We start from the raw sequence: 12165 nt of genomic DNA on the forward strand, positions 1-12165 counted from the left end.
GAATACATTTCAATGCTAGAGGAGCCAGCAATTGCTGAGTCAGTTGTAGGGTATCTTTAAGCTAGAGAACTCTGGAAGGAAAGCGTTTGCGAGATGAGGGAGTGCCCACTTAAAGTTCTCGGACTTTAAGTGGGCACTCCCTTAAACTTGTCGATCACACTATAGTTTGTTAATCCGTCTGTCATTGACAGAATAAGAAAACAGGAAAAACAGAACGAAGTGGATATATAATAGAGGGTAAAGAGAAAGTATTGTATGAGGGGATCTTGTTCATGGCGAATTTTGAATGGTATCGAAGTTTTATCACTATTTACAAACATAGTTCCGTATCGGAAGCAGCAAAAACGCGGATTATGACACAACCTGCCATGAGTCAACATCTGGCTTCATTAGAAGCTGAGGTTGGTGAACCTTTGTTTACAAGGACTGCGAGGAAAATGGTTCCGACTGAACGCGGCAAAGAACTTTATACACAATTGGCACCTCTTATTGAGTCACTTGAGGAGACAACGTTAAGTTTCAAAGCCGTCTCATCGCCTACGCTTCCGGTTGTAAAAATCGGCACAGCGCAAGAGTTTTTTAGAGAAAGAATGGCTCCATACCTCCGTAACTTTAATATGCGTGTAATTGCCTATTACGGGCTTGCAGCGTATATTTTAGACCTATTAACGGAAGACAAGGTCGACATCATCGTGACCTCACAAAAGTTTTCAACACCTGGTATAGAATATCTGCATTATGTAGAAGAAGAGTTTGTTGTAGTTGCACCCTTTGATTATGAGGAACCTGATTTCAATGACTCGAAGCAGCTAGAAGCTTGGCTGTGTTCACAAACATGGCTTAGTTACGGTCTAGAATTGCCCATTATCCGAAGATTTTGGAGAGAGAACTTTCAAAAACGTCCTCAAATGAAACCAGAACACGTATTGCCTGATTTGCATATTATTTTGTCAGCTATCGAGCATGGGGCTGGAATTAGTTTATTGCCAACGTATATGCTGGCGAACTCCTTGCGTGAAAACAAAGTGAAAATAATTTGTGAACCATATAAAGTAACTAATGATTTATATTTTGCCTATAAAATCAAAAATTCAGCAATGCCAAAATTAAGAATGATGATAGAAGCTCTTAAAGGATATATGTGAATTTATTGATCTAACTCTCGGGTCAAAGTAATTAAGAAAATGAAACACCCGAATATCAATAATATCCGGGTGCTTGTTAAATCTAATATAAAATCTTATTCAATTTAAACTTAAAAATCAAAATTATCAGGGTCTGGACCCACACGGCGATGCTGATCAAGGCCAGAAATAGCTGCCATATCGGTATCATTTAATGAGAAATCAAAAATTTCTGCATTGGACTGAATGCGTTTAGCTTGAATGGATTTTGGAATCGTTGCCCACCCGCTTTGCAGCTGCCAACGCAGTACGATTTGGGCAACTGATTTTCCCGCGCGGTCTGCGATGGCTTGGATGACGGGTTCATGCAAAATCTCTCCCTGCATCAGAGGTGCCCAAGCGACGGCTTGAATCCCGTTGTTATCTAAAAAAGCTTTAAGTTCATTCTGAACGAGTCGCGGATGGCGCTCCACTTGATTAATAGCCGGCTTCATAGTTGCTTGTTTAAGCAGATTTTCAAGGTGGTGGATGTTAAAGTTACTAACCCCAATAGCCCCGACACGCCCTTCGTGATACAGAAACTCGAGCGCTTTCCAGCTTTCCAGATATTTATTTTCAACCGGCCAGTGAATAAGGTATAAATCAAGGGAATCTAATCCTAGATTCTTTAAGCTGTTCTCATAAGCTGCTATTGCGCTATCGTAGCCTTGGTCTGCATTCCATAATTTCGAGGTGATAAACAAGTCTTCACGTTGAAGACCGGTGCGTTTCAAGCCACGTCGAATACCTTCTCCAACGCCTTCTTCGTTCTGATAAATAGCTGCAGTATCGATATGTCGGTAGCCAACAACAATGGCTTCTTCAACGGCTGCAATGACGGTATCGCCATCCTCTACCTGGAAGACGCCTAGACCTAGCCAAGGAAAAGCTTTACCATGGCTTAATTGAATTGTATCTTGTAAGTGTTTCATTTGATTATCCTCCTAATGTTGGGGTGAAAACAATGTCCACCGGGTTTCTGTTTTATTGATTAGACCTATGATTTCAAAGACTTTTTGGATGCGGTGGGAAGTGCGGCAGCACGTATTCTCCAAGTTCATGTATGACCTCGTCAGCTGGTCGATGGCTGTCAAAGAGAGCGAAAAAGAGATGATTAACACCAATAGTTTTGTAAACATCAATCAAATCGATTAGTTTATTCCTTCCTATTCGAAAACCAAGCCGTATTGGTGTTGCTTGTTCATCTGGATCTTCTGCTAAATCGAGATGTATAGGCATAGAGAATGGACTAAACACCGTATGGTTTTGGCGGGCAGCAGACTCTCGCCATGCCGTTATGGCTTCTAGCTGCCGCATAGGTCCTTGTGGATAGTACATCCATCCATCGCCGTTCTGTCCAAGCCAATCGAGCTCTTGCTGTGCAAAACCTGTGACCATTGTAGGAATTCTATTCTCCAGTTTTGGCACGAATGTCGCTTGCTCGATATGACCATAGCTGGAGTCAATTTGTTTGATAATGCTCAAACATATAAATGCCTCCTATTATGATTTCCGTTCCAGCTTAGCAGAAATGCCAGTGAGTAGGATGGCAACGAGAACCATTAAAGCACCAACCCATGGGGTATGAACAAGTCCCATGGAGTCGATAACAACCCCACCGACGATCGAGCCAATAGCAATACCGACGTTGAATGCTGCAATATTGATCGCTGATGCAACATCGACCGCTGAAGGTACATACTTTTCAGCAAGTTGGACGACATATAATTGAAGACCAGGCACATTCATGAAAGCAAGCAAGCCCATTAAGATAACACCAATCACGCCAGCCACTTTAAATGGAGCAAGGAATGTTAAAAGGATTAGAACGGCTGCTTGCATAATAAACATCCAAAACAGTGCGCGTAAAGGGTTGTTATTGGCTAATTTACCACCAACGGAGTTACCGAATGCAACAGCCACGCCATAAATGATCAAGATAAAGTTAATCATGCCAGAACTTATGCCAGTCACATCGTGCAGGAGTGGAGTTAAATAAGTGAAAGCAACAAACGTCCCTCCATAACCGAATGCCGTGATAAGAAAGCCCAGGACCAAACGGCCATTAGTGAGCAGACGGAACATATCTGAAAATTTAGCAGGTGGTGATTGCTTAAGATTCTTAGGGATGAGTGCGGCGCTGGAAATGATCGCAATTACACCCAGTAAGGCAACGCCCCAGAAAGTCGCTCTCCAGCCGAAGGCTTGCCCGATAAACGTCCCCAAAGGAACGCCGGTAACAATGGCGATGGTAAGACCAGTGAACATGAGAGCAATGGCACTGCCCTTTTTCTCTGGAGATACGAGCTGAACAGCAATGGTCGCTCCAATGGAGAAAAAGACACCATGAGAAAATGCTGTGATGAAACGTGCAATAAGCAATATTTCAAATGACGGTGAAAGTGCCGCGACAGCGTTACCGATGATGAAAACAACCATCAGCGACATGAGCAAAGTTTTCCGGCTCATCCGATTAGTAAGCGCGGTAAGGATCGGGGCTCCGACCGCGACGCCAATTGCATAACCAGAAATAAGAAGGCCAGCTAGCGTAATGCCAATATTTAAATCATTCGCGATGGACGCGAGCAGTCCTACTGGAACAAATTCTGTTGTTCCGATACCAAATGCGCTAATTGCAAGGGCAAGAAGTGCCCATGTTCCTGTATCTTGCTTCACTTTATGTTGTGCTGGAGATTGTGATAAGGACTGGTTCATATTATGCCTCCTAATTACATGTATTTTGAACGGAAGTAATGCTTTACTTACGCTTCACAAGTGCTATTATAAAACCATTCAGATGTTTTTGATAAGTACGTACTTTTAAGTACTATAGGGACTTTTAAGGTATATAGGTACTTAGAAGTACCCTTCGGAGCGAATAAGTTAAAGCTTTATTTTGTCCTGCTTCAAAGGTACTACTCATATACGAAGTGGTTAGGCAGGTAAAACAAAGTATGGTGCTATAAATTCGGGGAATACTACAGCTTAGCGCAGCCCAAATGCACTTGAATCAGCTGCTGTAAATAAAAAGGATCCTGTTTAATAATCTCTAGAAAAAAACGAGTTTTGGAAGCGTTTTTGCTATGATAACCAGAAGTTATCGAGGGAACGTCTATCCGTTATTTGGACGAAAACACCCGAAATCATGTTGAAGAGAAACGACAATGCCTTTTTTGGCCGTTTTTTTTCCTCTGGATCGTTTCTTTGATCAAATAGCGCATGCACGTTCCTCTCATTCGATTTCAAGCACAGATTTCCCGAAATAGCGACGTTCCGCTTACTAGAGTCAGGTGACTTTCCTTTGCAATCGACAGAAAACAAAAAAATGAGAAGGCAATAACTTGCCGCCTCATTTTTTTTTGTTTTCTGTGCCACTAAGTTAATTTATTTACTTTTGGGACAGCCTCATTTCGAGGGGCGGACATGGCTTGGATGGATTTACATAAGAGCTCTGATAAAGGAATCTGTACTATGTGATCCCCAGTAGACATTTAATAAAGTAATTGTCGATTTCGAAGTCCATGGTTTAGAATCAGCGATTTATAATACACGTGATTTTAAACTGCAGGTAAGCAACGACGGCACTAGTTTCACGGATGTCGACACGGTAATAGGAAATTCGACAAATTTTACAGATCGCAGCATCAATACGAACGCCAGATATGTTAGACTGTATATAAAGCAAGGAACACAAGTCGGTTATGGCGACATCCCCGAATTGGTTAAAGATGGACCCTGGCTTGTGACTAATATAAGCCGTTGGGTCGTCAAGCACGCCGCTGTTAATGGAGAATCCGTCAATTTCAATACCAAGGATTACAAATTGCAGGTGAGTAATGACGGCACTAACTTTACATATGCCGATACGGTGACTGGGAATACAGCGAACTCTACGGATCGCAATGTAAATGCAACCGGAAGATACGTCAGACTGTACATTACACAGGGGACGCAGTCAGGATTTGACGGGTACGCCAGAATTTATGAGATCGAAGTTTATAACTAATCAGGAGGAATGAACGGATGCGTAAATGGATCATTGGTCTGACGGCATTGTCCTTTATAATTACTACGGCAGGGTGCAGCAAAGCGGCTAACCAACCAGTTCCATCGAATGGACAAGCTCAAAAGCAGGAAGATCGAACCGATGAGGCGTTTACGCTGCGCGTATCCTATTGGGCTCAAGATAAAAACGGATATTTTGATTCGGTAGAAAAGAAGTTTAAAGCGAAATATCCGAAAGCTACTATCCATTGGGACAAATTGGATGAGAAAAATTTTGCCGAGGTCACAGAAAACCAGTTGAAATCAGGCCAAGCCGCCGATATCCTATTTAATCAGAAGATCAAAGAATATGCCAAAGCGGGTTATTTGCTGGATTTATCGGATCAGCCTTGGACCCAGCGAATGATTGATTCCGCTAAGCAAACGGTTGCCTACAAGGGGAAAACCTATGGAGCGGCTCTTGATGTGAGCACCTTTGGCGTGTATTACAATAAAACTATTTTTGATCGTTTGCAGTTGGAGCCGCCCAAAACATGGGATCAATTTATGGCCTTGAACGTCAAAATTAAGCAGACTGGGTTATCGCCGATCATAGGTGGATTTAAAGATGTATGGACGATTCAGGGTGTTTACATACCCATTGCCGCAACGTCAGAATTTCTCCAAAACCCTAATTTCGAATTGGATTTATATGCGGGCAAAGTGAAAATTGACGGTCCTGAGGTCAACGACGCGATGAAGAAATTTACCGATCTCGCACATAAAGGTTTTTATAATTCGGATGCTTTACAAATAGGATATGAGGAGTCGACTCAGCAATTTATTGATGGAAAAGGCGCTATGCAGTTGATGGGCAGTTGGACGCCAGGGGTTGTTGATAGTAAGACGGCTGATTTCAAAATGGGTTTTTTCGCCCTTCCAGATCAGAATGGAAAAACGGTAATGGCAGCAGCTCCGGACAAACAGGTGTCGATTAATGCAAAGACACTATACCCAGTAAAAGCTAAATATTTATTGTCCCTTTTGCTCGATAAAGACATGCTGGCGATTTATAGCAAAAACGTTGCCTTATCTGCTTTTAAAGATGTGATTGCTGAATACACCAATCCGGCGATGAAAGATGTGCAGAAAGCACTGCAGCTTTATCCCACATCAATCAACCCGGGACATTTGTTTACCAATTCTGCGAATGACGCCATAAATGCAGCGTTAAATCATATTTTGTCAGGGAAAGTACTTCAAAATGAATTGAAAGAAGCCGATGTGAACTATATAAAGGATAAGGCGACCCTTATTCTGGATTGATGGTGAAGAACCGATGAACCTCTTATTGCGATTACTTCGACTTCAAAGCTTAAAAGCACGATTGCGGTTTTTGGGAATTACCTTAGTGCTTATGGTTGGACTGCTTACAATTTCATCTTATTCCTTTTTAGAGTATCGCCAAACGGAAAGCAATCAGATTAATTCGATGCGAAAAGATAGTGCGATTCAGCAAACAGCCATAGATAGTTGGGTAGCTGCAAGAGCTTCCGAAATCCGCAATCTAGCTAATTTACAATCGACCATAGAGCTTGATATTGACGATATTAAAAACAACTTTACTTTTTTTGCGTCACATCAACAGGAGTTTGAAGCGGTCTCTTTTGCTAATAAAGAGGGTATTGTGGAATTTAGCACCATGAACCAAATTGGCGCTTATTTTAGCGAACGAACCTATTTGGAAGAAGCCGCCAAAGGCAGTGAATATATTTCTGATGTGCTGCTCGGTAAGGTTACCAATCAACCGATGATTTTATTTTCTGCTCCTGTTATGAATAGAAAGAAGCAATTTGAGGGTGTTATCTATGGAACAGTTACGTTAAAGACAATCGATAAGCTCATGGAGCAATTTCGCTATGGAGATAGCGGTGAATCCTATTTAATTGATCGAAACGGTTATCTGATCACTGAATTACGGTTCGAGGGAAATTGGAAACGGTTAGAATTTCAATTGAACAGCGATATTCTCGAACGAGCGAAGCAAGGGATACAAGCAACCTCGACTTATGAGAGCTACCGCGGCAAGCAAGTTTTCGGGACTTACCAGTCGGTGAATAACGGAAAATGGATCGCTGTTAACGAAATTGAGCGAGATGAAGTGTATCGAACCTTTAACAGGCAATTAATTGTTATGATTATAATCATTTGTATTGTGCTTACCTTTGGGTTTATCGTGATGTTGCGAATATCGTATCACATTGAACATCCCGTTCAGCGTTTATTGAAAGGGGTTCAGCGACTGAAGCAAGGCGATTATCATTATAAAATCGATTACAGCAGTATGAAGTCAGCTCCCGTCGAGCTGTTGCAGCTATGTGAGGCATTTAACCAAATGGCGCAAAATATTCATGACAATGAGCTTGAGCTTAAGCGGCAAAAGGAAGATTTGGCTGGTTCCAATGCGGAATTGGAGCAATTTGCTTATGTCGCTTCGCACGATTTACAGGAGCCTTTACGTATGGTAGCCAGTTATGTACAGCTATTGGCGAAGCGATACCAAGGTAAATTAGATCAGGACGCGGATGATTTTATTCATTACGCCGTTGATGGTGCGCAGCGCATGCAGAATTTGATCAACGATTTATTGGCTTTTTCCAGGGTGGGTACGAAGGGGAAGGAGCTTAAGTCGGTTGATTTTGAAGTGGTGCTGCAACATGTTTCTACGAATCTACAGCATGCGATTCAAGAATGTGATGCGTTGGTCACGCATGATCCTTTGCCTACATTGCTGGCTGATCCTACACAAATGGTGCAATTATTACAAAATTTAGTTGGTAATGCCATTAAGTTTCGCGATTCCAACCGAGCACCCATCATTCATATCGGGATTAAACAGCAGGGTAATGAGTGGTTATTTTCAGTTCGTGATAATGGAATTGGTTTTGAGCCGAAGTATCGGGACCGAATTTTCCTCATTTTTCAAAGGCTCCATAATAAAACAAAATACCAGGGTACTGGCATAGGGTTATCCATTTGTAAAAAAATTGTAGAACGTCATGGCGGGAAAATTTGGGTTGATTCAGAAGCGGGTCATTCGACAACCTTCTACTTCACGCTGCCAGATAGAGGAGAACATATAACATGATCGAAAATAAGCTGAGTCAAAATGTAGAAATTCTTTTAGTAGAAGATAATCCCGGAGATATTCGTTTGATTGTCGAAGTGCTGAAGGAAGGGAAAATAAACAATAATTTGAGCGTGGTTGAAGATGGTGAGGAGGCTTTGGCTTATCTCAGGCGCGAAGGCAGCTACCAGGAAGCGATTGTGCCGGACATTATATTATTAGATTTAAATCTTCCCAAAATCAATGGCACCGAAGTTCTTGCCGAAATCAAAAATGATCCGCTGCTGAAGTATATTCCAGTCATTATTTTAACGACGTCCGAAGCAGAGCAAGATATTTTAAGAGCTTATGATCTGCATGCGAATTGTTATATTACCAAGCCTGTCAATCTAGAGCAGTTTTTAACAGTTGTAAGATCGATTGAAAATTTTTGGCTTACGCTTGTTAAGCTCCCCAGGAGGTAAAACTAGTGATCAGGGTTTTATTAATTGAAGATAATCCGGGAGATGCTCGATTGATTCGTGAAGTTTTATCGGATACAGATAATCAGAATATTGAGTTGAAATGGGTCGATCAGTTGGAGACGGGCATTGAACTGATAACCAAGGATGAATTTAACGTTGTTTTACTTGATCTTTCACTTCAGGACAGTCATGGCATGGAAACGATCATCAGCTTTCGGGAGCAAGCGCCTGCAATCCCAATTGTTGTACTGACCGGGCTTGATGATGAGGAGGTTGCAATAAATGCCGTACAGCATGGCGCTCAGGATTATTTGATTAAAGGACAAGTCAACAGTTCGGTGATTATGCGTTCAATGCGTTATGCAATTGAACGTCATCGTCTTCAGGATGAGCTTTATAACTTATCTATTGTTGATGAGCTGACGAGTCTCTACAATCGTCGAGGTTTTTTTAACCAGGCACAGCAAGTTATGAATGCGAGTGCTCAGGAAGGCAATGGCTTTTATTTGATTGTTGCCGATTTGGACGGCATGAAACAAATCAACGATTCCTATGGTCATCATATGGGGGACTTGGCCTTAATAGATACGGCGAGTATATTGAAAGAAGTTTTCTACGATTCTGATATTATTGCCCGTATGGGTGGAGATGAGTTTACCGTTATTTTACCGGATACTCATGGACATTCACCCAGCTTAGATGTATTTGAACAGCAAATCATCTTGAAAATCCAGCAAATGATACATAGCTTTAATTTGAGCGCTGGCCGAATCTATCATCTTTCGATTAGTCTCGGATTATTTCATTATAATCCTGCTATGCCAGTAACCTTAGGCGAATTAATTATCCAAGCGGATCATCGCATGTATACCCATAAAAAAGGAAAAGTCAAAGTCCTATGATCTAAGTAGGATTGATTTCCGAGCTTATTGAGTGCGAACGAGCAGGATGGGACTGCTGAGAAGTCGATTTTCAGCTTCTCAGACTCTGTCGGCTCGCAGAGCTCTCGCTGTAAGCGCGGTTTTCGCGTTTACTTGTTATAGGCTTCGGAACGTGAGATCCATGCTTTTCACTCCCCCTAATTTCTTCCAAAAAAAGTGTTGCAACAGAGTTAAATCCGATGTACGATATTACAAATGATAAAGCGCTTACACGTCCGCCGCTCCTGTATTAAACCGGTTTAAGAGTAAGGGGACTATGTCCCCTATACTTACAAATTATTAAGCGCTTACAATTATTATTTTTGTAAATTCAATTAAACCGGTTTAACACCATATATACTTAACTTGATTACGACCGTTCTGCTCATTTATCTGTATTAAACCGGTTTAATGCGTGATTTAGCTAGGAGGTGAAGGGAAACAATTTTCAGAGCTTGGTGAAGAAGATTGAAGTACCAGTATAATCATGGAGGGGATAGGTTTGAACAAGAATAAGTTGTTTTTTGTAGGGATGATGTTGATCTTTGCCGTTGTTTTTGCAGCATGTGAGAGTGAAGGTGATCCAAAGCCAAGTTCAGATGTTCAGGCAACGAAAGCGCCTGTGGCATCTGCATCAGTAAAGGCTGACGGCTACAAAGAGGCCCCCATGTTAACTAAGCTCGTCGGTGCAGGCACATTGAAATCTGTGATTGAACGTATGCCAGTTAAGGAAGATATCATGGTGGAAAAAGTAACCGATGAGATCGGCAAATACGGCGGCGATTGGAAGCTGCCTTGGACCGGACCTAATGATCGTTGGACAGTCGGTCAACCGACAGAGGAGTCGCTTTTCCGGTTTAACAAGGATGGAAGCGCTGTTGAACCTAATGTGGCCAAAGGTTTTGACGTGAATAAAGATTCAACCGAATTCACTATTTATTTAAGGAAGGGCATGAAGTGGTCTGACGGCATGCCATTCACAGCCGATGATGTCCTGTTCTACTGGGAGCACATGCTAACGAAAGAAACCTTCGGCAAAAAAATATATGACGCTTATTACTCCGTCGATCCTGTGACAGGGGAAAAAGCTTTAGCTAAAGTTACGAAAATTGATGATTACAGCTTTAAGGTTGTACATAAGTATCCAAGTGTGCTGTTCCTGGAGCGCGTTGCCATTGACAACAAATGGTTCTTTGCACCGGCACATTTCCAAAAAACGATACTGCCCGAATTTGTAGGTCAAGAGAAAGCTCTTGAGATCGCAAAAAAATGGGGCTTTGAGGATGTTAAGTCTTTCTTGGTAGCAACGGGCTATTATTATTGGGTAAACCCTCAAATCCCGACTTTAAGAGCTTGGGTCGCTAAAAACGATCCGAATAGTGATCAATTTATTATGGAACGCAATCCCTACTATTGGAAAGTGGATAGCGAAGGCAACCAACTACCCTATATGGACCGCATTGTCGCTACCAAAGTTCAGGATCCTGCTCAACGAGTTCTTGGCACACTAGCAGGAGATTATAATCTTCTTGATTTTGATTTTAAAGATTTCACCGTATTGAAAGAAAATGAGAAGAAAGCAGGGTTCCGCGTATTGCCGTGGACCACGCCAACATGGTCAAGTGCTGGCCTTCAACTCAATCAGACTATTGAAGATCCTAACCTGCGCAAGTTGTTCCAGGATATTAAATTCAGAGAAGCGCTGTCCGTTGCAGTTGACCGTAAAGAAATATCCGAGATCGTTACGAATGGGTTAGGTTTACCTCAGCAGGCATCTGTTCCGGATGGCTTAGTTGGCTTCCAAAAAGGCTGGGCGGACCAGTGGAGTAAATTCGATGTGAATCGGGCCAATCAATTATTGGATGAGTTAGGACTGACCAAGCGGGATAAAAATAATTTCCGTTTACATGCAGACGGCTCGGATTTAACCATCACGGTTATTGAAGGCGATACGAATACAGCAACTTTTCTAGAATTAGTTAAAAAGTATTATCAAGCAGTCGGCGTTAAGATGGATGTAAAGGTTGTGGATAAAGGAACACACCAGGAACTTAAGTACTCGAATAAGATCCCAGCAACCACGGAAAATATTTCGTTAGTCAATTTAGCCTTCCGGCCTGACACGCTTGTTCCTCTGAGAGTGCTGACCCCATGGTTCGGACATTACGGATTGTATACATCTTCCAATGGAAAAGAAGGCGTCAAACCAGAAGGTGATGTAGCCTTAATTCTTGACTACTGGAACAAAGTAAAATCATCTCCAAGCAAAGAAGAAATCAATAAATGGAGTAATGAGATCATTAAGCTTCACCAAAAAAATCAATGGATTATTGGTTATGCCGGTCCAACACCAAAGCTCGTTGTCGCTTCCAATAAAATGGGTAACGTACCGAAGGATTTGGTTCATGCCGATGAATTCCGCACTTTAGGGCATGGTCATCCTTCGCAATTTTATATCAAACCATAAGTTAAACCTGTAACCAATAGGGGGAGCTTAACTTCCCCCT

The 12165-nt window shown here is 42.0% G+C and carries 10 protein-coding genes and 1 pseudogene; 8 read left to right on the forward strand and 3 right to left on the reverse strand.

The window, feature by feature from the left end; all coding sequences use genetic code 11:
* Window positions 1-272 precede the first annotated feature (272 nt).
* Window positions 273-1145 (forward strand): LysR family transcriptional regulator, encoded by an 873-nt coding sequence (locus tag QFZ81_RS09670; RefSeq protein WP_307602524.1) that lies wholly within the window; start codon window positions 273-275, stop codon window positions 1143-1145.
* Window positions 1146-1255: 110 nt separating this feature from the next.
* On the opposite strand, the gene QFZ81_RS09675 is transcribed toward QFZ81_RS09670, so the two are convergent.
* The 3 genes from QFZ81_RS09675 to QFZ81_RS09685 form a co-directional block, all read right to left on the reverse strand.
* Entirely contained in the window at window positions 1256-2095 is an 840-nt protein-coding gene (locus QFZ81_RS09675) for an aldo/keto reductase (protein WP_307445031.1), read from the reverse strand.
* A 73-nt stretch (window positions 2096-2168) separates the two neighbouring features.
* Complete coding sequence (locus QFZ81_RS09680) at window positions 2169-2648, reverse strand: LLM class oxidoreductase (protein WP_373463662.1); 480 nt, start codon at window positions 2646-2648, stop codon at window positions 2169-2171.
* A gap of 18 nt (window positions 2649-2666) precedes the next feature.
* Window positions 2667-3878 carry an MFS transporter gene (locus tag QFZ81_RS09685; RefSeq protein WP_307445028.1) on the reverse strand — a complete coding sequence of 404 codons (1212 nt, stop codon included), beginning with the start codon at window positions 3876-3878 and terminating at the stop codon, window positions 2667-2669.
* Between the two features lie 787 nt (window positions 3879-4665).
* Here QFZ81_RS09685 and QFZ81_RS37290 point away from each other — a divergent pair.
* The 7 genes and pseudogenes from QFZ81_RS37290 to QFZ81_RS09715 form a co-directional block, all read left to right on the forward strand.
* Window positions 4666-4869, forward strand: a pseudogene (locus tag QFZ81_RS37290) (discoidin domain-containing protein); the annotation flags it as partial.
* Window positions 4870-4905: 36 nt separating this feature from the next.
* Window positions 4906-5169: a discoidin domain-containing protein gene (locus QFZ81_RS09690; RefSeq protein ID WP_307602526.1), complete on the forward strand. Its 264-nt coding sequence runs from the start codon at window positions 4906-4908 to the stop codon at window positions 5167-5169.
* 17 nt (window positions 5170-5186) lie between these two features.
* The gene (locus QFZ81_RS09695) at window positions 5187-6473 is read left to right on the forward strand and encodes an ABC transporter substrate-binding protein (protein ID WP_307602528.1); all 1287 of its coding nucleotides are present in this window, start codon (window positions 5187-5189) and stop codon (window positions 6471-6473) included.
* Between the two features lie 13 nt (window positions 6474-6486).
* Window positions 6487-8295, forward strand: a complete 1809-nt coding sequence (locus QFZ81_RS09700; RefSeq protein ID WP_307602530.1) for a sensor histidine kinase — start codon at window positions 6487-6489, stop codon at window positions 8293-8295.
* Window positions 8292-8738 (forward strand): response regulator, encoded by a 447-nt coding sequence (locus tag QFZ81_RS09705; RefSeq protein WP_307445017.1) that lies wholly within the window; start codon window positions 8292-8294, stop codon window positions 8736-8738. The genes QFZ81_RS09700 and QFZ81_RS09705 overlap by 4 nt, the downstream gene beginning before the upstream one ends.
* A gap of 5 nt (window positions 8739-8743) precedes the next feature.
* Window positions 8744-9640 (forward strand): GGDEF domain-containing response regulator, encoded by an 897-nt coding sequence (locus QFZ81_RS09710; RefSeq protein WP_307602532.1) that lies wholly within the window; start codon window positions 8744-8746, stop codon window positions 9638-9640.
* A 520-nt stretch (window positions 9641-10160) separates the two neighbouring features.
* Entirely contained in the window at window positions 10161-12125 is a 1965-nt protein-coding gene (locus QFZ81_RS09715; protein ID WP_307602534.1) for an ABC transporter substrate-binding protein, read from the forward strand.
* Window positions 12126-12165: the final 40 nt, after the last annotated feature.

Source organism: Paenibacillus sp. V4I9, from assembly GCF_030817295.1.
Taxonomy (GTDB): domain Bacteria; phylum Bacillota; class Bacilli; order Paenibacillales; family NBRC-103111; genus Paenibacillus_E.

Bases quoted from the DNA above. Each gene is read 5' to 3' on its own strand.
- QFZ81_RS09670 (WP_307602524.1), top strand. From the start codon at position 273: ATGGCGAATTTTGAATGGTATCGAAGTTTTATCACTATTTACAAACAT.
- QFZ81_RS09675 (WP_307445031.1), bottom strand. From the start codon at position 2,095: ATGAAACACTTACAAGATACAATTCAATTAAGCCATGGTAAAGCTTTT.
- QFZ81_RS09685 (WP_307445028.1), bottom strand. From the start codon at position 3,878: ATGAACCAGTCCTTATCACAATCTCCAGCACAACATAAAGTGAAGCAA.
- QFZ81_RS09695 (WP_307602528.1), top strand. From the start codon at position 5,187: ATGCGTAAATGGATCATTGGTCTGACGGCATTGTCCTTTATAATTACT.
- QFZ81_RS09700 (WP_307602530.1), top strand. From the start codon at position 6,487: ATGAACCTCTTATTGCGATTACTTCGACTTCAAAGCTTAAAAGCACGA.
- QFZ81_RS09705 (WP_307445017.1), top strand. From the start codon at position 8,292: ATGATCGAAAATAAGCTGAGTCAAAATGTAGAAATTCTTTTAGTAGAA.